General features: G+C 49.7%; 24 protein-coding genes. 10 read left to right on the plus strand and 14 right to left on the minus strand.

What is annotated here, in order from left to right; all coding sequences use genetic code 11:
* Positions 1 to 49: 49 nt before the first annotated feature.
* The 4 genes from RGU75_RS09200 to RGU75_RS09215 all read left to right on the plus strand — a co-directional run bounded on the left by RGU75_RS09200 (position 50) and on the right by RGU75_RS09215 (position 4,780).
* The gene (locus RGU75_RS09200; RefSeq protein ID WP_322235165.1) at positions 50 to 1,996 is read left to right on the plus strand and encodes a lytic transglycosylase domain-containing protein; all 1,947 of its coding nucleotides are present in this window, start codon (positions 50 to 52) and stop codon (positions 1,994 to 1,996) included.
* 63 nt (positions 1,997 to 2,059) lie between these two features.
* Positions 2,060 to 2,761 (plus strand): glutathione S-transferase family protein, encoded by a 702-nt coding sequence (locus RGU75_RS09205; protein WP_322235168.1) that lies wholly within the window; start codon positions 2,060 to 2,062, stop codon positions 2,759 to 2,761.
* Positions 2,762 to 2,852: 91 nt separating this feature from the next.
* The gene (locus RGU75_RS09210; RefSeq protein ID WP_322235172.1) at positions 2,853 to 4,121 is read left to right on the plus strand and encodes a multifunctional CCA addition/repair protein; all 1,269 of its coding nucleotides are present in this window, start codon (positions 2,853 to 2,855) and stop codon (positions 4,119 to 4,121) included.
* Complete coding sequence (locus RGU75_RS09215) at positions 4,118 to 4,780, plus strand: GNAT family N-acetyltransferase (protein WP_322235175.1); 663 nt, start codon at positions 4,118 to 4,120, stop codon at positions 4,778 to 4,780. Before RGU75_RS09210 ends, RGU75_RS09215 begins: the two co-directional genes overlap by 4 nt.
* A gap of 57 nt (positions 4,781 to 4,837) precedes the next feature.
* Here RGU75_RS09215 and RGU75_RS09220 read toward each other — a convergent pair whose 3' ends face one another.
* Complete coding sequence (locus RGU75_RS09220; protein ID WP_322235178.1) at positions 4,838 to 5,350, minus strand: Lrp/AsnC family transcriptional regulator; 513 nt, start codon at positions 5,348 to 5,350, stop codon at positions 4,838 to 4,840.
* A 239-nt stretch (positions 5,351 to 5,589) separates the two neighbouring features.
* Here RGU75_RS09220 and hppD point away from each other — a divergent pair, with 239 nt between their 5' ends.
* The 3 genes from hppD to RGU75_RS09235 all read left to right on the plus strand — a co-directional run bounded on the left by hppD (position 5,590) and on the right by RGU75_RS09235 (position 11,910).
* Positions 5,590 to 6,705: a 4-hydroxyphenylpyruvate dioxygenase gene (gene hppD / locus RGU75_RS09225; protein WP_322235181.1), complete on the plus strand. Its 1,116-nt coding sequence runs from the start codon at positions 5,590 to 5,592 to the stop codon at positions 6,703 to 6,705.
* A 41-nt stretch (positions 6,706 to 6,746) separates the two neighbouring features.
* Positions 6,747 to 7,733 (plus strand): phenylalanine 4-monooxygenase, encoded by a 987-nt coding sequence (phhA, locus tag RGU75_RS09230; RefSeq protein ID WP_322235184.1) that lies wholly within the window; start codon positions 6,747 to 6,749, stop codon positions 7,731 to 7,733.
* Between the two features lie 493 nt (positions 7,734 to 8,226).
* Positions 8,227 to 11,910: an indolepyruvate ferredoxin oxidoreductase family protein gene (locus RGU75_RS09235; RefSeq protein WP_322235186.1), complete on the plus strand. Its 3,684-nt coding sequence runs from the start codon at positions 8,227 to 8,229 to the stop codon at positions 11,908 to 11,910.
* 130 nt (positions 11,911 to 12,040) lie between these two features.
* Here the strand turns inward: RGU75_RS09235 and queC are convergent, their stop codons facing one another.
* From queC to RGU75_RS09250, 3 genes are all read right to left on the minus strand, one after another.
* A complete protein-coding gene (gene queC / locus RGU75_RS09240) occupies positions 12,041 to 12,742 on the minus strand; it encodes a 7-cyano-7-deazaguanine synthase QueC (RefSeq protein ID WP_322235188.1) in 702 nt (233 codons plus the stop codon).
* A 220-nt stretch (positions 12,743 to 12,962) separates the two neighbouring features.
* A complete protein-coding gene (locus RGU75_RS09245) occupies positions 12,963 to 13,727 on the minus strand; it encodes a DUF3108 domain-containing protein (protein WP_322235190.1) in 765 nt (254 codons plus the stop codon).
* 105 nt (positions 13,728 to 13,832) lie between these two features.
* Entirely contained in the window at positions 13,833 to 15,011 is a 1,179-nt protein-coding gene (locus RGU75_RS09250; RefSeq protein ID WP_322235192.1) for a DUF3108 domain-containing protein, read from the minus strand.
* 315 nt (positions 15,012 to 15,326) lie between these two features.
* Between RGU75_RS09250 and RGU75_RS09255 the strand changes: the two genes are divergently transcribed.
* A complete protein-coding gene (locus tag RGU75_RS09255; protein ID WP_322235194.1) occupies positions 15,327 to 16,139 on the plus strand; it encodes a PhaM family polyhydroxyalkanoate granule multifunctional regulatory protein in 813 nt (270 codons plus the stop codon).
* Between the two features lie 68 nt (positions 16,140 to 16,207).
* Here RGU75_RS09255 and RGU75_RS09260 read toward each other — a convergent pair whose 3' ends face one another.
* The 8 genes from RGU75_RS09260 to RGU75_RS09295 all read right to left on the minus strand — a co-directional run bounded on the left by RGU75_RS09260 (position 16,208) and on the right by RGU75_RS09295 (position 23,560).
* On the minus strand, positions 16,208 to 16,729 hold the full coding sequence (locus RGU75_RS09260; RefSeq protein ID WP_322235195.1) for a nuclear transport factor 2 family protein: 522 nt from the start codon (positions 16,727 to 16,729) through the stop codon (positions 16,208 to 16,210).
* Positions 16,726 to 17,511 (minus strand): SDR family NAD(P)-dependent oxidoreductase, encoded by a 786-nt coding sequence (locus RGU75_RS09265; RefSeq protein WP_322235197.1) that lies wholly within the window; start codon positions 17,509 to 17,511, stop codon positions 16,726 to 16,728. The genes RGU75_RS09260 and RGU75_RS09265 overlap by 4 nt, the downstream gene beginning before the upstream one ends.
* A gap of 47 nt (positions 17,512 to 17,558) precedes the next feature.
* On the minus strand, positions 17,559 to 18,095 hold the full coding sequence (locus RGU75_RS09270) for a DUF3833 domain-containing protein (protein ID WP_322235199.1): 537 nt from the start codon (positions 18,093 to 18,095) through the stop codon (positions 17,559 to 17,561).
* Between the two features lie 77 nt (positions 18,096 to 18,172).
* The gene (locus tag RGU75_RS09275; protein WP_322235200.1) at positions 18,173 to 19,432 is read right to left on the minus strand and encodes an MFS transporter; all 1,260 of its coding nucleotides are present in this window, start codon (positions 19,430 to 19,432) and stop codon (positions 18,173 to 18,175) included.
* Complete coding sequence (locus tag RGU75_RS09280) at positions 19,429 to 20,067, minus strand: chalcone isomerase family protein (protein ID WP_322235202.1); 639 nt, start codon at positions 20,065 to 20,067, stop codon at positions 19,429 to 19,431. The genes RGU75_RS09275 and RGU75_RS09280 overlap by 4 nt, the downstream gene beginning before the upstream one ends.
* Positions 20,068 to 20,141: 74 nt before the next feature.
* On the minus strand, positions 20,142 to 21,395 hold the full coding sequence (locus tag RGU75_RS09285; protein WP_322235203.1) for a cyclopropane-fatty-acyl-phospholipid synthase family protein: 1,254 nt from the start codon (positions 21,393 to 21,395) through the stop codon (positions 20,142 to 20,144).
* Positions 21,392 to 22,207: a DUF1365 domain-containing protein gene (locus tag RGU75_RS09290; protein ID WP_322235206.1), complete on the minus strand. Its 816-nt coding sequence runs from the start codon at positions 22,205 to 22,207 to the stop codon at positions 21,392 to 21,394. The genes RGU75_RS09285 and RGU75_RS09290 overlap by 4 nt, the downstream gene beginning before the upstream one ends.
* 15 nt (positions 22,208 to 22,222) lie before the next feature.
* Entirely contained in the window at positions 22,223 to 23,560 is a 1,338-nt protein-coding gene (locus RGU75_RS09295) for an NAD(P)/FAD-dependent oxidoreductase (RefSeq protein WP_322235209.1), read from the minus strand.
* Positions 23,561 to 23,921: 361 nt separating this feature from the next.
* Between RGU75_RS09295 and RGU75_RS09300 the strand changes: the two genes are divergently transcribed.
* On the plus strand, positions 23,922 to 24,785 hold the full coding sequence (locus RGU75_RS09300) for a ferritin-like domain-containing protein (RefSeq protein ID WP_322235210.1): 864 nt from the start codon (positions 23,922 to 23,924) through the stop codon (positions 24,783 to 24,785).
* A 141-nt stretch (positions 24,786 to 24,926) separates the two neighbouring features.
* A complete protein-coding gene (gene rfaE2 / locus RGU75_RS09305) occupies positions 24,927 to 25,406 on the plus strand; it encodes a D-glycero-beta-D-manno-heptose 1-phosphate adenylyltransferase (protein ID WP_322235212.1) in 480 nt (159 codons plus the stop codon).
* A gap of 127 nt (positions 25,407 to 25,533) precedes the next feature.
* On the opposite strand, the gene RGU75_RS09310 is transcribed toward rfaE2, so the two are convergent.
* Complete coding sequence (locus tag RGU75_RS09310) at positions 25,534 to 26,004, minus strand: copper chaperone PCu(A)C (protein ID WP_322235213.1); 471 nt, start codon at positions 26,002 to 26,004, stop codon at positions 25,534 to 25,536.
* 318 nt (positions 26,005 to 26,322) lie between these two features.
* Positions 26,323 to 26,805, minus strand: a complete 483-nt coding sequence (locus tag RGU75_RS09315; protein ID WP_322235216.1) for a tRNA (cytidine(34)-2'-O)-methyltransferase — start codon at positions 26,803 to 26,805, stop codon at positions 26,323 to 26,325.
* Positions 26,806 to 26,815: the final 10 nt, after the last annotated feature.

Genomic DNA, 26,815 nt, shown 5'->3' on the forward strand with positions numbered 1-26,815 from the left:
TTAAGGTATGTATAGAGCAAAATTCGCAACAAAATGGGTAGTTAGTGTAATGTTTTCGGCTGCGGCATCGGTGGCGATAGTGCCAGCGGCCACGGCACAAACGAACTCCACAACCACTCTTGGCAATGTCAGTAACGTTGGCGATCAGGATGCAACGTTTCTCGCCCTCCGCGATGCTTCGCGCGCCAACAAGACTGATAAAGTGGATGCATTGGCGTCTGTGTTAAGCAATTATGACATCCCTTCGTATGTTGACTATTATCGTCTGAAACCGCGCATCAAGGATTTGGTCGCGCCGGAACCAGAGATACGTGAATATTTGGCGCGTTATGACGGTACGGCGATTGCGGATCGCTTACGTAATGATTGGCTTCTTGAACTCGGCAAGGCCGGTATCTGGAATACGTTTGATCAACAATATCCGTTGTTTGCACTGGACGACGATACTCAGCTTAAATGCTACGCGCTGACATCTAAAGCGTTAAAAGGCGTGAATGTTGCCGATGAGGCGCGTGCGTTGTTGATTACGCCGAAGGATTTCGGGCAAGGTTGCACTGATTTAATCGGCACGCTGGCGCAAAATGGTCAATTTACGCAAACCGATTTATGGTTTCAGGTGCGGCAGGCGGTTGAGTCCGGTTTTGGTGGCGTGGCTCGTCGGATGGCTCCCTTTATGGACGCTACTGACGCGCAAATAGCGCAGGCGATTGATCGATCAGCGTCTGTTGTCGCCCGCGGACCGGGTGCTGACCGCGTGGGGCATGAGCTTTTTATCATTGCGTTAGGCCGCGTAGCTAAAAATGATCCATCTCAAGCCGCTGCTGCATTGACTGCTTCTGCCGATCAGTTGAAGGCATCGGAACGCTCACTTGGTTGGTCGCAGATCGCGTTGCCAGCGGCATTAAAGCTTGATCCGCGAGCCGTGGATTATTGGCGGGCTGCACAGGGCGCACCGCTCTCTCAGGATGGGTATCAATGGAGCGTGCGTTCGGCGCTGCGCGCGGGTGACTGGAAATTGGTCAAAAGCAGTATTGAAGCAATGCCTTTGCCCTTGCGCGACGATCCGGCCTGGGTTTATTGGTTAGGCCGCTCGTTGATGGCCGATGGACGCAACGAACAAGCGCAAAAACTATTTCAGTCGATTGCAGATCAAACCAATTTCTACGGACAATTGGCGCTGGAAGAGATGGGACAAAAAATAGTTGTCATCGGAACGCCTTCAGTGATCACACCGCTCGAATTGGCACCGATGCAAAAAAATGCTGGTTTTCAGCGCGCCTTCCGCTTTTTCGATATGGGACTGCGGTTTGAAGGCACGCGCGAATGGAACTGGGAGTTGCGAAAAATGACTGATCGCCAGTTATTGGCGGCGGCCGAGTTTGCGCGTCAGAGTGACGTTCTGGATCGGATGGTCAATACCTCGGATCGGACTAAAATCGAAGTCGATTTCACTCAACGCTTTCCTTCGCCGCATCGCGAAATCATGACCACGAATACAAGCGCGCTGGGATTGGATATGGCGTGGGTGTATGGCGTGATTCGCCAAGAGTCGCGTTTTGTTAAAACGGCGCGTTCACATGTTGGTGCATCGGGTCTGATGCAGTTGATGCCGGCAACCGCACGATATGTGGCTAAAAAAGTAGGCGTGACAGGTTTTACGGCGGATCAGGTGAACGATGTCGATACGAACATCATGCTGGGTACCAATTATTTAAGCATGGTCCTCAATGATCTGGACGGCTCGTTACCCATGGCGACCGCTGCCTATAACGCCGGTCCGGGACGACCGCGGTCATGGCGTGCAACGTTGCCCGGTAGCGTCGAAGGCGCTATCTTCGCTGAGTCGATTCCATTTAATGAGACGCGCGGTTATGTGAAAAATGTGCTTTCCAATGCCACTTACTATGCGGCGTTATTTGATGGTCGTCCGCAATCGCTGAAGGCGCGTTTGGGAAGTGTGGCACCGAAAGGTATCACAGTATCGGCGTTGCCATAAGCTTAAGGAACGGTGGTGGCGATATGGACATTTTTATTTGTAAACAACGCTGAAAGATAAGCTATGCAAACTACACAACGCGACGCTACTTTGTCTGAAGTATTGAAAAATGCCGGTAAGCCGGGTATGACGCTGGTGATCGGTAATAAAAATTATTCGTCTTGGTCGATGCGTCCTTGGGTCGTTCTGAAGGCGTTTGGTGTTCCCTTTAATGAAGTCCGGATTTTATTGGATCAACCGACCACGGCGAACGATATTTCGCGCTATTCTGCGGCAGGGAAAGTGCCCGTGCTAATAGTCGGCGATTTGCATATTTGGGATTCACTGGCGATCTGCGAATATCTGGCGGAGCAGTTTCCAGAAGCCGGTATGTGGCCAAAAGATAGCGCCGCAAGGGCATTTGCGAGGTCGGTTTGTGCTGAGATGCATTCTGGTTTTGCTGGTCTTCGTTCTGCGATGTCGATGGATATTCGCGCCCGTCATCCGGGTCAGGGTCGCACGCCGCAATCGCAAGGAGACATTGGACGGATTAGCGAGATATGGGAAGACTGTTTGTCGGAGTTCGGTCACCATCGTTTCTTGTTCGGCGATTTTTCAATTGCGGATGCTTTTTTCGCGCCAGTGGTCATGCGGTTTCGCATCTTTGGTGTTTCGTTGGCGCCAGCGTTGCAAGCCTATGTTGAGCGCGTACAAGCGCATCCTGCTGTTGCTCAATGGGTGCGTGAAGCAATCGAAGAGCCGGAAGTCTTGCCGGACCACGGTTGATGATGGCGGTTCCATCCTTGATGTACATGTTATCTGAAGCTTTTTTTGAGTTTGTTCGGCATTCAGTTTATGCAGTTGCACTATATCGACGATGAAAATATTTGTAGTGGGTGGCGCGGTGCGCGATGAGTTACTTGGTCTTGCGATTAAAGACCGCGATTTCGTAGTGGTTGGTGCCACGCCGGAAGAGATGTTGGCGCGCCGTTTTCGCCCGGTAGGAAAAGATTTTCCGGTCTTTTTGCATCCCGATACGCAGGAAGAATATGCGCTGGCGCGGACCGAGCGTAAGACTGCACCCGGTTATAAGGGGTTTGTATTTCACGCCGACCCTGACGTCACGCTTGAGCAAGATTTAATCCGCCGCGATCTGACGATCAACGCGATCGCCCGTGGTGACGATGGCGCGATAGTTGATCCTTTTGGTGGACAAGCAGATTTGCAGGCGCGGATATTTCGCCACGTGTCGGATGCATTTGCAGAAGATCCGGTGCGCATCCTGCGCGTCGCCAGATTTGCTGCACGATTTACCGAATTTTCAGTCGCCCCCGAAACTAACGCGCTGATGCAGCAAATGGTGGGCGCGGGGGAAGTGGATGCTTTGGTACCGGAACGGGTGTGGCAAGAGTTATCACGCGGGTTGATGGACGCGTGTCCGTCACGCATGTTCGAGGTGTTGCGCGGGTGCGGCGCATTGGCAAGAATCTTACCTGAACTCAATGTTCTTTGGGGTGTTCCGCAGCCGGAAAAATATCATCCTGAAATTGATACCGGCAAGCACGTCATGATGGTGATTGATATGGCTGCCAAAGAAAACATGCCATTGCCAGTGCGCTTTGCGGCTTTGATGCATGATCTTGGTAAGGGTGTGACGCCAGTCTCTGAATGGCCAAGCCATCATGGGCATGAAGGTCTCGGTGTGAAGTTGGTTGAGCAGGTTTGTAAGCGCTTGAAGGTGCAGAGCGAAGTACGCGATCTGGCAGTTATGACCACGCGCGAACACGGCAACATTGGCCGTGCTTTCGCGTTACGGGCGAAGACCATTGTTACTTTATTCGGGCGTTGTGATGCGTTTCGTAAGCCACAGCGATTTCTTGCTATGCTCGATGCAACAGAATGCGACTATCGCGGCAGAACCGGTTATGGAGACCTACCATTTCCACAAAAGCCGTTCCTGCAAGCGGTATTGCGTGCGGCGCAATCGGTGAATGCCGGTGAAATTGCTGGTGGCTTCGCGCATGCGCCGCAACGTATACCGGACGCGCTACACGCTGCGCGGACTGCTGCGGTAGAAGCGACAATATTGTTGGCGAGACCAACCTTGCCGAAACCGCCACACACCACGGATCCAGAAACCTCATGAGTGCTGCGGATAATCCAGTAATCGTCAAAATGCCAAGACCCACCATCTATGTGAAGGAGTTGTCGCGGCATGCGCGCAAGCGATTGTTGCGTCACTTTTTAGCGTTGGATAGCGGCGATCGGCTATTGCGGTTTGGCTCAGTATTGCCGGATACATTGGTGACGCGTTATGTCGAGGGTTTAGATTTTGATCGCGATACTATTTTTGGCGTGTACGACCGCAAATTACGATTGCTCGGCGCGGGTCATCTGGCATTTGCTCCACGAGAAGCGTTGCCATCCATGCGCGCCGCCACCACCAAAGAGCGGGTCGCCGAGTTTGGTGTCTCGGTATCGACGATTGCACGCGGCATGGGCGTTGGTACGCGCTTGTTTGAGCGTGCTGCGATTCATTGCCGGAATGCCGATATCGATACGTTATATGTGCATTGCCTGTCGTCCAACAAGGTCATGATGCATATTGCAAAAAAAGCCGGGATGACGATTCATCGCGATTATGGCGAGGCTGACGCTTATCTCAAGTTATTACCGGCCAGTCCAGCGACGGTTATTCTAGAGGCCATGCAAGAGCAGGTGGCGACGCTTGATTACACCTTAAAAGCGAACGTGCGCGCTGCGTTGAAGTGGCTGGGCAATTTGCCGGGTTTCAAGCGTAAATAGTGTAAGCCCGGTAAGCCTGGCAAGACCGAGTTCAATTGTCGTAAATGAAAAATAATATTAAAGCAGTGGTAATGCAGTCGTATCCTTTAATCGCTGTAGTGCGAAGCTCGATTTAACATCTAACACCGCCGGATGGCGCAGCAGCGTCTCCATCATGAAGCGCGAAAAATGCGTCATGTCTTCAACGTGCACCCGCAACAAATAATCCATTTCACCAGTCATCGCGTAACAGGCTACGACTTCTGGCCAATGCGTTACCGACGCCGAAAAATCATCCCGTGGGGAATGCGTAATGGGCGTATTGGGGCGACTGCCGCTGGGTTGCGAAGCGCCATGTTTTTCCAGCCGGACGTTGACGTAAGCTAGTAGACCCAATCCAATTTTTTCCGGTGCGAGCAATGCGACATATTGGCGAATGACACCCGCTTCTTCCAGTCGTTTGATGCGTCGCAAGCAAGGGGACGGCGACAGGTTCACGCGCTCTGCCACCTCTTGATTGGTGAGGCGTCCATCTTCCTGCAAAATTGCCAGAATTTTGCGATCAGTTTTATCAAAGTCTATTGCGGCCATAAAAAACCCTTAATTAAATAATTTGAGCAATATTCGTGCCGTAAATATAGATTTTACAGCCACTTTGCAATTATCTGCTAGCCCCGTCCACTTATACTTAAATGCAGGAGTGGCGATAGAAGCGCGACATGGATAGCATTTTTGTTTGTAAAATCAAATATGGGTTATGCGGGCTATCCGAGGCATTCAAGTCAGCTTCACGCCACTTATCAGATCAATAACGCATTGAGGAGACCGGCATGGAATTTCAACCTTGGGATAATCCTATGGGGACCGATGGCTTTGAATTTATCGAATATGCAGCACCAGATCCAGCAGCGATGGCGGCGTTGTTTGAAAAAATGGGCTTCACAGCGATTGCCCGCCACCGCCATAAAGCCGTCACCTTGTATCGTCAAGGTGACATTAATTTTATAATCAATGCCGAGCAGGATTCTTTCGCACAGCGTTTTGCACGTCAGCATGGACCGTCGGTTTGCGCGATTGCGTTACGCGTCAAGGATGCCGCCTTTGCTTATAAGCGCGCGCTGGAACTGGGCGCATGGGGTTTTGACAATCGAACCGGCCCGATGGAGTTAAATATCCCTGCAATCAAAGGCGTGGGCGATTCCTTGATTTATTTCGTGGACCGTTGGCACGGCAAGAACACCACAGGCGGAATTGGCGATATCAGTATTTACGACGTCGATTTCATTGCCATCCCTGGCGCGGAAACAAAGCAGACCGGATGTGGTTTGACATACATCGATCATTTGACGCATAACGTGCATCGCGGTCGTATGAAAGAATGGGCGGATTTTTACGAGAATTTGTTCAACTTTCGCGAAGTGCGATATTTCGATATTGAAGGTAAGTTAACCGGATTGAAGTCCAAAGCGATGACCTCGCCTTGCGGAAAAATTCGCATTCCGATTAACGAATCGTCCGACGATAAATCACAAATAGCAGAATATCTTGACCTGTATCATGGTGAAGGGATTCAACACATTGCGCTGGGAACGGATGATATTTATACCAGTATCACCGACATGAAAGTCCGCGATGTCGCGTTTCAGGACACGATAGAAACCTATTACGATATTGTGGACCGGCGCTTGCCTGCGCACGGTGAACGACTGGATGATTTGAAACGTTTGCGCATTCTGATTGATGGCACCAGTAATGCCACTGAGCGAGAGTTACTGTTGCAGATATTTACGCAAAATGTGATCGGGCCGATTTTTTTTGAGATTATTCAGCGTAAGGGGGATCAAGGTTTTGGTGAGGGAAATTTCCGGGCGCTGTTTGAGTCCATTGAGCTGGATCAAATCAAGCGAGGCGTGCTTAAGGACGTGACTGTAACCCCGCCGCATTGAGTTAATAATGGATACCGATATCCAATGATTTTTAGGAACTGATGATGAACACACGTGCAAACAATGATGTCCTGAGCGTGGCCAGTGCGGATGATGACGCACTAATTAATGCGGTCAGCAATAAAGCAAACGTGACGGCAGACGCGAAGCCAGATCATGGCGTAAATACAGCAGATTTTTTTGCAACAGTTGCTGAAAAGTCAGACGGAGTGGGCCTTCGCGGCGACTACCGAAAAATCGATGCCAACTACGTGGTTCAGCAGGATTGGGACGCCTATACACCGGAACAACATGCGCTCTGGCGACGCCTGTACCAGCGTCAGGCCAAGCTCATCCCGGGACGTGCGTGTGACGTCTTTATCGAGAGTCTGGAACGTTTGAATATTGGCGATGGCATTCCGCGTTTTGAGGACACGTCAGCACTTTTATTGAAGGCAACCGGCTGGTGTTTGGTAGCTGTGCCGGGACTGATCCCTGATCACACTTTTTTTGATCACTTGGCAAACCGCCGCTTTCCCGTGACCGTGTGGCTGCGCGAGCCAGAAGAGTTTGACTATATTGTTGAGCCGGATGTTTTTCATGATTTTTTTGGCCATGTGCCGTTGCTGTTTAATCCTATTTTTGCCGACCATTTGCAAGAGTATGGCAAAGGCGGTTTGAAAGCGTTAAAAGTCGATGGTCTGGCAATGTTGGCACGGTTGTACTGGTACACGATTGAATTTGGTTTGATCGAGAGCCCGTCAGGTTTGCGTGTGTATGGCGCGGGTATTTTGTCGTCTGGTGGAGAGATTGAACACAGCCTGACCAACCCTGCTGCAAGGCGGATTCCGTTCGACCTGGAACGGATTATGCGCACCTTATACAAAATCGATTCGTATCAGGAAACCTATTTCGTCATTCGTGATTTTCAGCAGTTATTTGATGAAACGGCACCAGATTTCTTGCCACTTTATCAAGGGATAGCCTCTATGGAGCCGCTGCCAGCGAATGCGTTACAAATGGGTGAAACTAATCTGCCGCATAACTAACTTAACGGCGTTATAAAGCGCTTAAAAAGGCATCGCGGATTGCAAAACCATGGACAAAAAAAACGGATTCTGCCGCGGTGGGCAGAATCCGTAACTAGTGAATAAGGGAACACTAGAGGGAGGTTTATCCGAAGCGACCGGTCCAGGGGAGGTCATCAGCCGCTCCAAACAAGACATCATTACACCCTTAACACTTGATGTTTTCCACGGGACTTACGCCTTGTTACAGTTGTTACCATATGCCAAGTTTTCTTTGGACCAGTATTATTTGCCGTAATACTCCGCAATCTCGTAGCCCCTATAGTGCATCAGGACGAAACTTGGCTTATCATGGAAATGCAGCAAAATTAATGCACATAAAGAATGATTCGCTCATAAGGCGAAGACGTTTTAATCATGCTTGTGCGTGTACATGATCTTTATCCAGATCCTTACAAAGATACATACACAGGCGTAGTGCAATCAAAAACATAATTTTTGGCACGGAGACTGAATGAACGCACCACTAACAGCAGAATTGCTGACCACTGACTCGCCTTTAGCGACTCCCCCTGAATCTGGCGATGTTTCCATCTCCCATTCTGTTCCCATATCGCTAGACGACAAATTCACGCTTGAGCGCGGACGGGCGTTTATGACCGGCACGCAAGCGATCGTGCGGTTGCCGATGTTGCAACATCAGCGCGACGTTTTGGCTGGCCTAAATACCGCCGGATACATTACCGGTTATCGCGGGTCGCCATTAGGCGGCGTCGATTTGATGGCGGCCAAGGCAAAAAAATATCTCGACGGACACAACGTTAAATTTCATCCTGGCATGAACGAAGATCTCGCTGCCACTAGTATATGGGGCACGCAGCAAGTCAATTTGTTTCCCGGTGCGCAATATGATGGCGTATTTGGGTTGTGGTACGGCAAAGGTCCGGGTGTAGATCGCTGCGGCGACGTTTTCAAACACGCCAATATGGCGGGCACCTCGAAATATGGTGGCGTACTTGTCCTGGCAGGCGATGATCATGCAGCAAAATCGTCCACGACCGCCCATCAAAGTGAACATATTCTGAAGGCATGCGGGATTCCTGTTTTATACCCATCATCGGTGCAAGAATATCTCGATTACGGTATGCATGGCTGGGCCATGAGCCGTTATACCGGGCTGTGGGTATCAATGAAATGCGTGACCGATGTGGTTGAGTCGGGTGCTTCGGTTGAGCTTGATCCTGATCGCGTGAAAATCGTATTGCCAACGGATTTTGAAATGCCTGCGGATGGCTTAAATATACGCCTTCCGGATACCGTGTTGGGTCAGGAAGCCCGCATGAACAATTTCAAATGGTACGCCGCGCTGGCGTATGCACGCGCCAACAAGCTCAATAAAATTATCTGGGATAGTCCGCGCGCCCGAATCGGTATCATTACCGCTGGTAAATCCTATCTTGATACGAGGCAGGCGCTCGCCGATCTGGGGATTGATGAGGGAATTGCACGCGATATCGGCATTCGATTGTTCAAGGTCGGTATGACCTGGCCGCTGGAAGCCGAAGGTGTGCGCGAATTTGCGCAAGGTCTTGAAGAGATTCTGGTGGTCGAAGAAAAGCGCCAAATTTTAGAGTATCAATTGAAAGAAGAGTTGTACAACTGGCGCGATGATGTGCGTCCGCGCGTGGTCGGAAAATTTGATGACACCGGCGAATGGAGCAATCATGGCGCGGGTCACGGTGATTGGTTGTTGCCTGCAACCTATGAGTTGAATCCGGCGCAAATTGCGCGTGCGATAGCCACGCGGATTTCAAAATACTTTGCCGGTCATCCAGTTGAACAGCGCGTTAAGGAGCGGGTGGCTTATCTGGAAGCGAAAGAAGCGCTGCTTAATATCAGCAGCAAGCCTGACCCTAACAAAGATCGCGTGCCGCATTTTTGTTCTGGCTGTCCGCACAATACCTCGACAAAATTACCAGAAGGTAGTCGTGGGTTGGCCGGTATCGGTTGCCATTACATGGTGTTGTGGATGGATCGCGAAACATCCACCTTCACGCACATGGGCGGCGAAGGCGTCAACTGGATTGGTCAAGCGCCGTTCACCAGCGAAAAACACGTTTTCGCCAATCTCGGCGATGGTACGTATTTCCACTCAGGGTTGTTAGCGATCCGGGCCTCGGTCGCGGCCAAAGTAAATATCACCTATAAAATTTTATATAACGATGCGGTCGCGATGACGGGCGGTCAGGCGTTTGACGGGCCGCTTGACCCAGCGATGATTTCACGCCAAATCGCCGCCGAAGGCGTATCACCGATCATTGTTGTGACCGATGAACCGGATAAATATCCGTCATCAACCAATTGGGCACCTGGCGTGACTATCCGGCATCGCAGCGAATTGGATGCGGTGCAACGTGAGTTGCGGGAAATTGTCGGTGCGTCTGCCATGATTTACGATCAAACCTGCGCGTCAGAAAAGCGCCGCCGCCGGAAACGCAACGAGTATCCAGATCCAGCCAAACGTGCAGTGATCAATGAGGCAGTCTGCGAAGGTTGCGGTGATTGTAGTGTGCAGTCCAATTGTCTGTCGGTTGAACCGCTCGAAACCGAGTTTGGTCGTAAGCGTCAGATTAATCAATCATCCTGCAATAAGGATTTTTCTTGTGTCACTGGTTTTTGTCCGAGCTTCGTTACTGTTGAAGGCGGCAATTTGAAGAAACCGGCCAAGCTTGTCGCCAAACCTTTAGCAACCGATTCTGCAAAGCAAACGGTGGAAGCGGTCGCGAGTTTGCCGACGCCAATATTGCCAACAACGACAAAGCCCTACGGCATTCTGGTCACAGGAATCGGTGGTACCGGCGTGGTCACTATCGGACAGATTCTGGCGATGGCCGCCCACGTTGAAGGTAAAGGTTGCTCGGTACTGGACATGAGTGGTCTGGCACAAAAAGGTGGACCGGTGATGTCGCATGTGCGGCTGGCCGATCATCCCGACGATTTGCATTCGACCCGTGTCGGTACCGGCGATGCTGATCTCGTTATCGGGTGCGATGCAATTGTGACCGCTAGCCGAGATGCTTTGTCGCGGATGGGCGAAGGACGCACGTTTGCAGCGATCAATGCCACGCGTACGCCCACGGCAGCATTTGTAAAAAATCCGGACTGGCAGTCACCGGATGCCGCCGCCGAGAAAGATATTCGTGCAGCTTGCGGTAATGATCGCGTTGAGTTTATCGATGCAGGTCGCATCGCGACGGTGTTGATGGGTGACGGAATTGCGACCAACATGTTTATGTTGGGTTACGCATGGCAAAAAGGCTGGGTGCCGCTGACCGAGGCGTCGTTGTTGCAGGCGATTGAATTGAACGCGCTACAAGTTGCGTTTAATAAACAAGCGTTCTTATGGGGCCGCACGGCAGCGTGTGATCCGATTGGCCTTGATCAGCGTACGCGTATCAACGATAGTCCGGCGCAAGTGATCGCGTTTAAGCGGACCCCAACGTTGGACGATGTGATATCGCGCCGGGTGGCATTTTTGACTGCATATCAAGATGCTGCTTACGCAGAGCAATATCGGACCTTTGTTGGACGCGTTCAGCAGGCTGAGCATCAATTGCAGCTAAATGGCGGAAGTCGGGGATCATCACAGTCGTCACGCTTAAGCATGGCCGTCGCTAACTATCTGTTTAAATTGATGGCCTATAAAGATGAGTATGAGGTCGCACGGTTGTATACCGATGGTGCCTTTAGTCAAAAAATTGCTGGGATGTTTGAAGGCGATTACAAGATTAAATTCCATCTCGCGCCTCCGCTATTTGCCAAGCATGATGCCAACGGACATTTGATCAAGCAGGAATTTGGCCCTTGGATGATGCGTGCATTTGGCGTACTGGCAAAGTGTAAATTTCTGCGTGGCAGCAAGCTGGATATTTTTGGCTACACAGCAGAACGTAAAGAAGAACGCGATCTGATCACGCATTATCGTCAAACGATCGACGCGTTGCTTCCCCGATTGACATCGGAAAATCTGGCAAGCGCAGTGGCGATTGCCAGTATTCCTGAAGAAATTCGGGGTTATGGGCATGTTAAGGATCGGCATTTAGCCGCAGCAAAGGTGAAAGAGCAGCAGTTAATCAAGGAGTTTGATCACCCTTCGCCGGAAGCGCACGGTGTGGCGAAAAGTTCTATTGCTGCTTAATATGTAGATTTTCCATGCAGCAAAGCGTGTAGGAATAAGTTGAATAAAAAAATGACCGGAAATTCTGGTCATTTTTTATGGCTGATGCGATTGCATCATGTTTAGACTGATTTCAGATTTGTAAGGAAGCCTATTCAGCCACAAATTCTTGATAACCCCGCGCGCGTAGGGCGCAGGCTGGACACGTTCCGCAGCCATATCCCCAATCGTGTAGCGTCCCGCGCTCCCCTAAATAACAAGTGTGCGTATCGGCGCGAATCAGATCGACCAGCGCATCGCCGCCAAGTTCTTGCGCTAATTTCCATGTTTGCGACTTATCAATCCACATTAAGGGTGTTTCCAGCTTGATGCGTGTTGCCATGCCGAGATTGAGAGCGACTTGTAATGCCTTCATGGTGTCGTCCCGGCAGTCCGGATAGCCGGAGAAGTCGGTTTCACACATGCCGCCAACCAGAACATTGAGACCACGGCGATAAGCGACGGTTGCGGCAACGGTCATAAATAACAGATTGCGGCCTGGAACAAAGGTATTGGGTAGGCCATTTTCTTGCATGACGATCTCGACATCCTCCGTCATGGCGGTGGAGGAAATTTTAGAAATCAGGGATAAATCGATGACATGATCTTCTTCTAATTTCGTATTCCATTCGGCCGATTGGGCGCGCAATTTTTGCAATAATATCGGACGTTGCGTCAGCTCAACAGCATGCCGCTGACCGTAATCAAAACCGATGGTTTCCACTCGATCGTAGCGTGACAATGCCCACGCCAGGCATGTAGTTGAATCCTGACCACCGCTGAATAGAACTAATGCACCGTTTGGGACTGTCATATATGTATCTTTTTATTAAGTAAAAATTATTATGGCGATCGCTGCTCGGCGGTCGTCACATCGGCAAAGTTACCTTTGACAACGACATCCACTCGTTTATCCATTCGTCACGGATGAACGGACTTAAACGTTAAGCGATGGCGCATTTTCTCATAAGCGCCAAATATCATCTCGCAAAAATAATCAGCCTTGATCGGCTGTTCCCACTAAATGGGTGTCGTTATTTACTGATTTTGGCCAGTGTCTGGTCGACAAAATCATTATTAGGATCGGTAAAGCGGATGCGCACCGGATACCATTCAAGTGATGGTGCCAGCCAGATATCTAAACGCTGTTCAGTTGCATCAGGTGGCGGCTCTCTAAATATATGCACGGCGTCCACCTCGCCCGTCCCGGTCGTAATTTTTTCTTGATTAATGACTTTGAAGGTCCACGGCTCGGCGTCGCGTTGACCAGCGACGAAAAACACCCAGTCTGAACCGGGTTTGAATTGTTTGGCGGCCGCACGCGCGACCGCGACCAGCTGCCACACAATACTAGTTCGGTCCTGTTCGCCACCTTTGATCGGATACGATGCATCGGAGGGAGAAAAGGTGATTGTTCCGCCGGTCGCATCGCGATTGAATGTCGTCGTAGTAACGCTTTTACGGAAGCGCTTATCGGTGAACTGGGTTGGTGCTAAGCCGTAATCGTCAATTTTTCCATCACTTTTAGCTTCCAGGATTTTTCCTAAAATCATGGCTCGGGTGATGGCTTCGACGCTATAGTCGCGTCCATCCGTTTGCCATTTGACCACAGCGTCGCCGCTAATCGAAAGACCACTTTGTCGCGCTCTGATCGTATAGTCTAGTTGGGCAGACGGTGGCAAATTAACTGGCCGTTTCGTGACCGTGTGATCTGTATTTGCAGAAAATGCGTAAATGCTAGCGCTGCAAAGCAGTGCGGCAATAGCAATACGTGCATACGAATGCGAGAGAATTTTCATAGTCTTCATTTAAAATATGGCCAGGAAATTCGACCAAAAGAGCGTTTCACGCGCAAGCAAAAAACGGTGAATGGTCAGTTAGGTATTGTTGATGTATTAAGTTGTTCAGTTAAGCAGCTTAAGTTTAGACAGCGACATATCCAAATAGTCCCCATTATTTTCGGTGAAGCGCAATTTAACCGGATACCACTGCTGTTGCGGGGCTAACCAGATGTCGAGAGTTTTCTCGTATGAACCTTTTTGCGGCTTTCGCGCCAGATGCCAAGTCATGACGGTTCCAGTGCCTACTTTGATTTCTTCCTGCCCCAGGATTTGAAAACGCCAGGTTTCGGCATCCTTGTCTCCTGCGACAAATAAATCGATGACACCGCCCGGAACAATTTTTCCCGCATCGCCACGTCCTATACTGGCCAATTGCCAGACGATGCTGGCGCGGTCTTGCTCACCACCGGTGCGCGGATAGCTATTGGCTGAGGCAGAAAAAGTAATATTGTTAGGCTCGCGTAAGAAGTGCGTGCTAGTGGCTGGTTTGCGGAATTTTTTCTCGGTGTAGAGCACCGGCGCTACGCCATAGGCGTTGATCTCGCCCTCGCTCTTAAAGTCCAGGGCGCTAATGAACAATACGCCCGCTTCGCCATTGATCGTGTAATTGGTACCATCGGTTTGCCACGTAATTTTTCCGCCGCCATGATAAGTTTGCCCTTTATTGAGAGCCTCAACGTCGTATTTCAGTTCGGCAGATGGCGGCGGTTTGATGTCGTAATGTACAGCGGTTGGCGGTGGCGGTGCAACTGGCTCGACTTTCGGTACGGGTTGCACGGGCGCGCCACTGGATGCATCGCCGGTTGATGCGGTTTCTGGGCCATTGCCATTAATGGCGGCTGGCGCTGTATTGTTGGTGATGTTGTCGGACACGCTATTCGGAATAGGTGTTCTGGTTTCTTTGATCGGCATATCCGGAACTTCAGGTTCCGAAGGCTTTGATTGTGGTCGGTCAGCTGTTTTTCTCTGCACTTTGCGTAATACGGGCGAAGGCTTGGGGGGAATCGGCTTTGGCGCCAAAATTGGCTTATCTACCGGCGGCAATGGCTTTAGCTCCGCTATGATGACTGGAGACTTGTCAGACGCAATTTTAGGCACTGTGAGCAAGTTGCTGCCCCAATTGATCAGAAAGAGATGCAATAGAAGTGAAGCCGCGAGCACAATCAGCCAGCCACGTGATGCCGTTCTGTTTGGTTGTGTATTGCGCGTGTCTTTGGTCGCGTCTGTGGAAGGCCTCGTCATTTACGTAGTGTAAACCGAACGCTGCCGGTGTGCCTTATGCCGCTTGGAGCGCGTTGGTTTAATAATGAGATCGCACACCAACTGGAAAGTCCCGATCGGTAAATATAATGACCTCTTCAAGTCATTCATGATTCTTCGGAGAAATGTCATGGTGATATTTTATGGAGTTCTTTTGTCGCAGAAAATGGATGATTGATAGTACGGTAAAAATAAACCAATGATTCCTTGATCGGTCACAACAAAGCGTTTGTGGGCGGTATAGTATGCGATGGTGGCAAAAATAAAATGTGGACAAAATAATTTAAGGAGATTCATATGAGCAATCCTAATTTTCTCGGAGCGGACGCGATGTCGAACAGTGTTGATTTCATTAAGAAAATGTGGGGCGGAATGGGCGTGCCTGGCATGGTAGTGCCGATCATTTCGGTTGAGGAAATAGATAAGAAGGTCACAGATCTGAAAGCTGTCGAAGGTTGGCTTAGCCTCAATCTAAATATGTTGCGGACAACGATTCAAGCGCTGGAAGTGCAAAGTGCAACATTGACCGCCTTGAAGTCAATCGGTGCGCTGATGCCATCTGCCGATGGCAAGGCAACTGCGCAGTTTACCGATACCTCAGCAGCCGAGAGCGTTACCGAAGGTGCGGCCGCCTGGGCAACAATGGCTTCCCAATTTCCATTTTCGTTTATGCCAGAAAAAGCGAAAGCGGCAAACGAAACAGTACCTCAGCAAGCTGCTGCGCCGATTGCTGAACCACCGGCTCCTGCCCAGCCGGAGGACGTCGCTACGGAAAATCATTCTACTAGTGCGTCAGATGCGTCGCCGGCGGCTAATACCGGCGTTTGGTGGGATGTTCTACAAAACCAGTTTAAGCAAGTGGTGAGTGGTGTTATGGCGGCTGAGGCAGCGATGCCGAAAGAGCCGAAAGCGTCAACCAAGGCCCGAAAATCTGCAGCCAAACCAGGGGAAACTGCGAAGAGTAACCCAACCAAAGTGAAACCGAAGGTTAAGCCGGGTGCAGCCTCGAGAGCGACCAAATCAACCACTGCCACAGCGAGAACCAAGCTCAAGGTTGGTACCGCTAAAGCTTCGCCAGTCTCTCGCAGTAAGAAAATAGAGTTGAAATAAGGTTTTTGGATCAGTTGCGCAGCAGGTTGGATGTTGACCCTCTGCGCAATCGTTGGGTAGGTATCGGGCTAGTTTTGTAAGATTGTATGGCCGCGGTCTGGTGTGTCACTGGCTTTCGCCCCGCGTTTCAATAAGCGCATGAGGGCACCTAATACGGGTAGCTTTTCGTATAGTTCTTCTGCCGCATCCCAATAGTCGCGATGGTAGATAATATAGCCGTCGTTATCCAAGCGAAAATGCGTAGCGCCGCGTATGCATTGATCGGCGCTAGAAAAACGTTTCATCCGAAAGTAAAACTCCCACGTCATGAAGGCCGTGTCGCCCTGATGCATATGGTGCGTAATAACGAAGCGCGGGTCGTCAACCTGGACAAACATATGCGTAAATAAATGTTTAATGGCAGGCAGTCCTGTGATCTCATTGAAGGGATCTTTGAACCATGCATCCCGGGCGTAAATTAGTGGGATCAACGCCAAATTATCGAGAGATAAGGTCTCAAAGAACGTCACGATCCGCAACAAATTCTTATGTTGATCACCCCGCTGATCATCCTGTTGCTCGGTCAATTGTTGTTGATGAGTTGTATTCATAGCCCAGTCACCTTGTGTATCAACGCGAAGTAAGCACGATAAGGCAACAGGCGTGCAAAGCGCAGCCAGTTGGTAAACCGTTTGGGGAAATGAATGTGAAAGTGACCACGTTCAACGCCTTCAATCAGCGCTTCAGCGGCGCTTGAGGCCGACATCATGGCAGGCATTGGAAAGTCATTATCAGCAGTCAGGGGCGTGTCCACAAAACCTGGATTGATCAGATACACCCCAATTCCCCGCGGGTGCAGATCAAAATAGAGACATTCCGATAAATTGATTAGCGCCGCTTTGGTTGCGCCGTACGCCATCGCCCTTGGTAGCCCGCTGTAGCCTGCGACCGATGCCACAATGCCAATCGCACCTTGACCTTGTTTCAACAAAACGGGCAAAGTAGCATCAAGGCAGTGCATGACGCCGCGTAAATTGAGATCAATCAGGCGGTTGGCGAGTGTCAAATCAAAACTATCGACGCGCATTTCACCATAGCCGCCCGCAACGATCAATATCAGATCAATACCGTGCCACGCATTGAGAATTTGGTCCCGCGCAGCAAGCACGGTGTCGTGCTGAGTAATGTCGAGCACAACAGTGAGGGCATTGTGCTGACCGGCGGCAATCTCGTTCAGTCCTGTGGCGTTACGCGCCGACAGAGCAACGCGAGCGCCTTTTGCCAGAAGCTTGCGAGCAGTTTCCGCACCGATACCGCTAGAGGCACCGATCACCCAGACACGTTGCTTATGCCAGTCGCGGAGTGGCGCATTCATCGGATTCATGAGATTCATAGTGTCTTCGAAATAAAGGCTGGATGGCTAACTCTGCTTTTCACTGTTTAAGGGCGCTTATTAAACGACAAACTAATGTCGCCGACCTTAAAGCCGAATTTGCTCATTACTGCATGATTGAGCATGACGCGTTGATCCATTTGGACCATTAAATCATCGAGGCTGACATTGATGATACGTCCATCCACTGGCAATGCCAGAACGTATTTCCAACGTAAGGTATTACCATCGGTAATACCAATTGCTTCCCCTACGATGTCAGATGCGGTACCAATGAACTTGTTTGGCCCCACTTTTTTCAAAGTCCAGATGCGGCGTTGTTTCGTGCCATCGGAATAAGTGAAGTCCTCATCCAGAGTGCCGGTGTCACCTTCCCATTTACATTGAATGACGACGGTAAAGCGTTTGACTACTTTACCGGAACGATCTTGAAACATACCCCAGGCGTCCAGCGTGCCATTGAAGTATTGCTGGAGGCTGAGCGTTGGTTTTTGGTCTGCATAAATATTACCCTCGGATGTCGTGCTGCATCCATTTAATAAGACGATGATTCCCACCACCAATATTTTTAAAAACGATTTCATACTGTTCTCCGAAAAGGATGATGTCCGAAAGTGACAGACGGGCGCTAAAGGTTGTTCATAGGTCGCTTTGAGATTGCTTAAACGTGGCGCAAAGGAGCCCTCCATAGGATCATTGCGGCAATGAGCTTTAGCGCGCATGGGAGTACTGCATAACCAATTGCCAGCGCTTGCGCGCCTTGGTGATTGATAAGGTGTGGCTGGTAGCCAAGGTATTGCAGCAGTGGCAATGAAATGCCAGCTGCTAAAGCCAGATTGATTTTGGTCGCCCAGCTCCATATACCGAAATAAGCGCCTTCTTTTTGAGAGCTATGACCGCCATTCGCGATCACGCCAGCGAGCAGAGCTGGCGGCAGTAACAGGTCGGCTCCCAATGCAAAACCGGACATGATGCATATGAGCGAAAAGGGCAGCATATCACCGGCCGTTAATCCATAAGCCCATACAAAAGCGGCGATCGCCAACAGCATTGCGGTGAACCAGACGCGGGCTTCACCGAAGCGTCGGGCTAGCGCAGACCAGCCTGGCATTGATATCGCACCAGCCAAAAAGTACAGCATCAGAAATAAACCACCATATTTTCCGAGTTGCAATTGATCATCTACAAAAAATAGGAATAACGTTGCCGGTATCGCCGCCGCAATGCCATTCACTACAAAAATGCCGAACAGCCAGCAAAAGCGAGAATTTCCAAATGGCAATAAAACTCCTGACAGAAATGCTCCACGATCCGTCGTCTCCATGATAATTCCATTTGAAGGACCAGGCTTTGGGGCGAGCTTAAGTATGAATGCCGATGCAACCAGCAGGATGACGAATATTGGTGGTAACCAGCGAATGCCCAGCAAGCTGGGTAGCGCCGCTGCAAGCACCACGCCAATCAAACCGCAAGCCTCGCGCGTTGCAGTAAGACGTGAGCGTTGTTCCAAAGCTTGCGTGAGGGCTGCGCCCCAACTTTGATGGGCTATCGTACCAATACTAAAGCCAACGTACACGATGAGCAATGCCAGTACTAGCCACGACAGTGGAAATCGCTCCGCAAACGCAGGCGGTAAAAATAGCGCACTGAAACCAATCGCCAATAAGGGCACTCCCAGCCAGATCGCATTTCTGAATCGATCTTCGGTGTGTGCGTGGTCAAGCCAGCGACCAATTGCCGGATCGATAAATGCATCAAACAAGCGGGTTATCAGCAAAATCAGACCGATGAGAGACAGTGAAATACCAAATCTGTCGGAATAAAATTGTGGAACATAGACGTACACCGGTAATGCAACCAGCGCCAGTGGTAAACCAAACAGGCCATATTTGAGAAGCGCAGGGAATCCTAATAGTGTCATTCGTGCTGTGTTGAATTGGTTGAAGTAGTCGCATTCATCAAAAGCGCTTTGCGTAGCGTGGGACTTGTCGTTTTTGGTGAAAGCCAAATGCCAAAAAATGCTGTTGCGAAATGTGGATCGTTGATTTCTCCGATCATTTTTCCATCCATATAAAAACGCGTGCCGACATTTGGAAGAAATATCCCGGTAATATGCGATCCGTCGATCACGTGAGGGAAAATGGATTTCATTTGACTAAGCCATGGTCCGTATTCTGCGTCGCTACCGCTGCCAATTTTCCGCATTTGATCGATGCTGCTTTCAGCAATTTTACTGCCGTCGAATGACCGGCTATAGCGTAAATCAAGTGCAAAGCTCGCAGCATCAGGCGCTGATGGTTGAAAACCTTTATCTCCGACCCAAAGCTGCGCGTCATAAATGGATAATCCAAACCAGCGGAATTTTCCTTGGCCAGCTAGTCGCGCATGAGGGAGCGCGTTGCCTATATGGGCTGGCGCGCTGATGGCTGGGTTGACAATCGGATTGTCATGCATTCTTCCAGCGTCGTCGGCCGCGATAACGTTGCCGAGGGAAGCTAGCGAAAACGCACAAGTTAATAAATACCGGCGCCATTGGCTCATCTGAACCATCAACATCTTTTCTCCTTACAATCTCAGACTTTCCGTCATCCCGAACTGCCGTCAACCTTCTTTTTTGCAGCAGGAAGTTTTTATTTCTTTTGCAAGGTGAATTGGGCTACGTTGATACTGCCGGCAATAAATCCCGCTTCGCAATACGCCAGATAAAAATCCCAGGTTCGTAAAAATCGATCATCAAAGCCTTGCGCGCGTACTTTTGGGAGCTGCTCTTTAAATGCGCGACGCCACTCGACCAACGTGCGGGCATAGTCCAGTCCAAATGAAAGGGTATCGACTACCTTTAAGCCATGGCTTTCAGCCTGCGCGCGGAACGCCGATGGCGATGGCAGCATACCGCCGGGGAAAATGTATTGCTGTATGAAGTCGGTACCGCGGCGATAACGTTCGAATAGTGTATCGTCAATCACAATGGTCTGGATACAGGCGCGCCCACCAGTTTTTAGATTGCTCGCAATACAGGAGAAATAACTCGGCCAATATTTCTCGCCGACTGCCTCAAACATTTCGATCGAGGCGATTCCGTCGAATTTTCCCTCTACATCCCGATAATCTTGTAATAGCAGTTCAACCCGATTGACGACACCCGCGTCTTGCAGCCGCTGATTGGCAAAGTGTAGCTGTTCAGTAGACAGCGTGAGACCAGTAACGTGAGCGTTGGCTTCACGAACCGCAATTTCGGCAAAAGCGCCCCAACCGCAGCCGATCTCCAAAATACGGGAGTTGGCTGGAAGACGTAGTTGGCTGAGTATGCGGCGATACTTGGCATCCTGACCTTGCTGTAGATTTTCAACATGATCATCCGAAAATAATGCGCTCGAATACGTCATGGAAGGATCTAGCCATAATTGATAGAAGTCATTGCCGATATCGTAATGTGCATGGATATTTTTGCGACTGCCAGTTTTGCTGTTGCGATTAAACAGATGTTTTACGCGATACAAAAAATTCCCCCACCAAGTTCCGTAGATCACCGATTCAATCACCTGCCGATTACGGATGAACAGTTCGATCAGTCCGGGTAAATCGTCTGTACTCCAATGGCCGTCAATAAACGTTTCTGCAAAACCGATGTCGCCTGACTTCAGAGCCGCGTTGAAAACGTCCCAGTTTTTTAGCATCATCGTGACGGGACGAGCGCGCTCATCAGCAACGTTGCCATAAGTCGCCGATTGTCCATCGGGAAACTCCATGATTAAAATGCCGTGATCAAGTTTTTGCAATAGCTGAAGAATAAACTGCACACGAGCCGGGAAGTGTTTTGTCGATATGCCATCGTAATCTTGCGCGTTACCGTAAGCGCTGGAACGGGTAGAGTTGGTGTTCATCTGGATACCTCGTTAGAAGGTGGAGCGGGTTTGCTGTAAAAGGGAACGCGCTTGCGCCATAGCTTTAGCGCTTGCCAATGAATGCGAAGAATGACGCCGACAGTCATGATTGGATAGCGGAAAAATGCACGCGCGACGAGCCGGTCGGATAGCGGCAAAAGTGGCTCCGCTGTGCCTGAAACACTCGTGAGAATTAAGGGTCCACTGGCATCGTCATATTCGATGCGCGCTGTCGTGCGCTCGGTCAGCAGGGTTTCATGTTGATTTTGCGTGCGCATAAATCTAAAACGATAAGCGCCAGCGACTTCGCAGAATGGTGAAACATGAAACATTTTGTTGGCGCGCAATTCTGTGCCGAATGTAATGCTGCCGCCATCTTGGGTTTTGCCGTCGAGCAGATAGCTGTGCTGCTCGCCAAAAGTATTGCGTACTTCGCATAGCACCGCCCTTAAGCTGCCATCCAGACGATGACAGAACCAAAACGACACCGGATTGAACACATAACCAAGTACACGTGGAAACGTCTGAAGCCAAATTTCGCCGTCGGCATCATCGATTCCTTCGGTTTTCAGCGTTGCATCTATCCAAGCCAACGGAGTTTGTCGTCCATCGCCATAATCACGATCATGAAACGACAAAAAATTAAATTTGTTACGTGAAAAAAAATGGCTATCAAAATTTGACTCACCCAGTGCACGTAAAGGTATGCGAAGGTAATACACGCCATACGTGAATGCGTGATGTACCGGACGCAACCGGGTATGGCGGACGTTACCGAAACACAGTTGTACGTGATTAGAGGGAGAGGGCATGTTCTTTCTCCTGTGCTAAGCCGCGATGCTCTCAATGGGCATAGACAGTGCCGGTTTAATGTTGTGAATGATCTCTGGTTGGCCAATAATGGCATTTGCGACGGCTAGTCCCGATTTGAGACCGTCCTCATGAAATCCGTAACCGAGCCATGCACCCGCGAACCAGGTGTTATTTTGTCCTTGAAGCTTCTCGAATTTGGGTTGCGCGGCAATCGCCGTAGCATCGAATATAGGATGGGCATAGTCGAATCGGCGTATCACGCTGTGCGGTGCCGGTTGTTCGATCGGGTTGAGCGAAACAATCAAAGGTGTTTTAAAAGGAAGCGGCTGCAATTGATTGAGCAAATAGTGGACGCACACCTTGGGATCGTTACCATTCTCGCTTTGATAGTTCCAGGCCGCCCAGGCTTTGCGGTTGCCTGGCAACAAACTGTGATCGGTATGCAGTACTGCGTGATTGGGCTGATATTGGACCGCTGACAGGAGTTTTTTTTCTTGCATGGAAATATCTTGCAACAATTTCAAGCTTTGATCGCTATGTCCGGCCATGACGACATGGTCGTAGGTGCAACTGCCTTGATGGGTTTGAATCACCACCTGGCAAACGTCATTAATGTAAGCCCGACGCACGCCGGTTACGGGAGTCTTTAAATATTTATGAGGAATCGCTGCTATTATTTTTTCAACATATTGTCGGGCGCCACCCTTAACGGTGTGCCATTGAGGTCGGTCATTCACTTGCAGTAATCCGTGATTATGACAAAAGCGAATAAAACTCGACACTGGAAAGGCGAGCATTTGTGCGGTTGGGCAAGACCAGATACATCCAGCCATTGGAAGCAAATACCAGGTTTTGAATGCTTGGCTATAGTTATTGTGCGACAAGAACTCTCCTAGCGACATCCGCCCGAGGGGTGAGTTTTTGTCGTTGGCGAGTAAGGTCGCTTGCTTATTGAAGCGCAGAATGTCGCGGATCATTCCTATATAGCGCGGATTAAGCAAATTACGGCGCTGCGTAAATACGCTGTTGAGATTCGTACCTGACCATTCCAGTGTGCGTTTTCCGAGGCAACCATTGATGGGGATTTTGACGGAAAACGACATATCGGTAGCGACCGTTTCGACTTGCAATTCGTCGAAAAGATTGACCAGGTTGGGGTAAGTTCGGTGATTAAATACCAAAAAGCCGGTGTCGACGCCATAAGTCTGCCCTTCCAGGGTCACATCGACTGTGTTGGTATGACCGCCAAAATAATCATTAGCCTCATAAAGCGAGACATGATGACCAGCCTGCGTTAAGCGATACGCACAGGAGAGGCCTGAAATACCAGAACCAATAATCGCTATTTTCATCTTGCCTCTCCTGGGGTCACGTTAATTTTCATTAATCTTTTATATAGATGCCCTTTTTAAATACGGGACTTAATCATCCTGTTATTGATACGGCGCTGCATCGCGTTTGGATTCAAATTAGTTTAATGGTGCATTTGATAATATATGAAGATGAATCCAATGCGCCGTAATTGGCGTATATAAAAGCGTTGCAGGAAGGAAAATGTGAAACTTCTTGTGAAAAGTGAATCGTGACGATGAAAGCTTTTTCAGTAGTTATTTCAATGCAGATGATTGAATCTGACGACTACACAGCTTATAAATAGGTTGCTAAGGTAATTCTTGGTAAAATCAGGGCGTTAACCCATCTTGTAAGGTATGTATGCTGTATCCCGAACTGTTTAAATCGCTGGAACAAGTCCGTTGGAACATGGAGACCGATATTCCGTGGGACAAATTCGACGCTTCCCAACTTTCCGATGAGCAGGCTCAGACGATTCGCATGAATGCAATTACAGAATGGTCAGCGCTACCTGCGACAGAAATGTTTTTGCGCGATAACCATGGTGATAGCGATTTTTGCGCATTCATGTCAGTGTGGTTCTTCGAAGAGCAAAAGCATTCGCTGGTATTGATGGAGTATCTGCGGCGTTTTCGGCCCGAGTTGGTTCCGACGGAAGCGGAACTTGATAAAGTGCGCTTCGAATTTGATCCTGCGCCGCCACTTGAAACGTTGACAATGCATTTTTGCGGCGAAATTCGTCTCAATCATTGGTATCGTTGTGCATCTGAGTGGCACACCGAACCGGTTATCAAGCAGATTTATAAAATTATTAGCCAGGATGAAGCGCGTCATGGTGGTGCGTATTTGAAATACATGAAAAAGGCGCTGGTGGAAGTTGGCGATACCGCGTCTGCTGCGTTCGCTAAGATTGGCGTATTGATGGCATCTGCACGCCGGACTGAAAAGCCCTTGCACCCGACGAATCTGCACGTGAATAAGACGTTATTCCCGAATGATACGGTTCAAAGCCGGTTGCCTGATCCAGAATGGCTCGAGCGCTGGCTTGATGACCAGATTCAATTTGATGGCGTGTGGGAAAAGAAAGTAGTTGATCGCATATTGCACAATATGTCATTGCTATTTGAGCGTAGCTTTTCAACGGTGCAGGAGTTGAATCGTTACCGTAAAGAGATTGTTGCGCGTTTAGCTACATCGGCCGTCGCGCCGGTCGTGAACGTTTAGTTATTCGCTGCAAACGCTTAAACTGGTTAATATTGTGATAAATATTGACGCCATATTTTAAGATGGTTCCATTAAAGCCGCACAATGTTGCGGCTTTTTTTATTGCTGATATATATAAGTCAAATAAGTTACATGAGCGCTATGATTACATTCGAACAAAAAATTGCTTCCAGAGCTGAATTACGTACCCGCATCGCTGCTTTGCCGCAGCCGGTAGTGTTAACTAATGGTGTTTTTGATATTTTGCATCGCGGTCACGTCACCTATCTCGCACAAGCGCGGCAGGAAGGCGCGTCGCTCGTGGTCGCAGTGAACACGGATGCGTCGGTTAAGCGTCTTGGAAAAGGCGATGATCGGCCGATTAATACGTGTGCCGATCGCATGGCGGTACTCGCAGCCTTAGAAGCGGTAAGTCTGGTGGTTGAGTTTGATGAAGATACGGCGCTTGAAGTTGTGCAGGAAGGTCGACCAAATATTTACGTTAAGGGCGGCGATTATCAGATGGACGCGATTCCTGAGGGACAAGCGGTTCTCGCGTATGGCGGCAAAGTGGTTGCCATACCTTTTGAGCATGATCGTTCGACGAGTAAGTTGCTATCTAAAGTCCGTCAGGGCACTTAGCCATTCGCTATCGACCCTGATTCGTTTGTTTTTATTGTCGTCCAGTTGTTCGCCCGCGACAATCGATAACGCAGAAGTGATACAAAGGTAAAGGCGAATAGTTATCCGCCTCTCCATGCTGTTTCCATCAATGTTGGTGCATCGTACCGGGCTTGCTGCTCATATCGTCAACGCTGACGGAGACGTCAATTTTTCCCGCTTTCTGAAACGTTAATGTCATTGGAAACTTGTCGCCTACTTTAAGCGGTTTCGTCAGCCCCATTAGCATAATGTGAAAACCACCGCCGGGCGCCATGTTTAGCGTGCTCGTCGGCTGTAGCTCAACTTCTCCTACTTCACGCATTTTCATGACATCGCCATCCATCCTCATCGTGTGAATCTCCACTGATTTCGCAGCAGGCGAGGTCGCGCTGAGTAACTTGTCTGTGCCGGGTCCCGTATTCTCTATACTCAGATAGGCACCGCCGCTGGGTTGGCCCGGTACGGTTGCACGGGCGTACGGATGGTCAATTTTTAACGCGCCAAGTTTGTAGTCATGCGCGCAAACAGACGCACTGATTATGCATGCAAAGACCGAGACGATAAGGCGTGGAAACATGATATTCCTTTAACTAATAGTGGAGCAACACAGCAAATGACCATGATTGGGGATTGGTCATGTGCCGTTATTAAATGCGTAATGCGACTGAGTAATACCGTTGGACTTAACAACTCGGTGCAAGAAAAATAGCAGCGCGCACTAAATCGAAGCACCGATTATAGCAATTACACCGTTTCGCTAAGGTCGTCGAAAGATAAGCCACCGATGTCTGTCAAGCAGCCAAACACTCGAATATCCATACAAAATTTCTAAGGCCGAGAGGATGGCGACCGAAAGCCGATGCTTTAAGCACTTTCTACAGCGGGATCGTTATTATTAGGCACCCCCTACAAAACCGTTTTGACGCCATGCCTCATACACGACCACAGCTACCGTATTGGACAGGTTTAAGCTCCGATTATCGGGGCGCATTGGTAGACGGATACGCTGAGACTCTACAAACGATTCGCGTAGTTCGGGATCCAGTCCGCGCGTTTCAGATCCGAACACGAACACATCGCCCGGTTGAAACGCAATGTTGGCAAAGGGCGTAGAGCCATGCGTAGTCATTGCAAACATCCGGCTTGGATCGTAGTTGGGTTCAAGTTTCATGAAATCGATAAAGGCGCACCAATTGGGATGCACTTTCATAGTTGCATAGTCGTGGTAATCCAAGCCCGCTCGTCGCATTTTTGCGTCGTCTAGCGGGAATCCAAGCGGTTCGATCAAATGCAACTGTGCGCCGGTATTGGCACATAGTCGAATAATATTGCCGGTGTTCGGCGGAATTTCAGGCTCAACCAGTACGACATGAAACAACGGTGTTCTC

The sequence above is a fragment of the Glaciimonas sp. CA11.2 genome (genome assembly GCF_034314045.1).
GTDB lineage: Bacteria > Pseudomonadota > Gammaproteobacteria > Burkholderiales > Burkholderiaceae_D > Glaciimonas.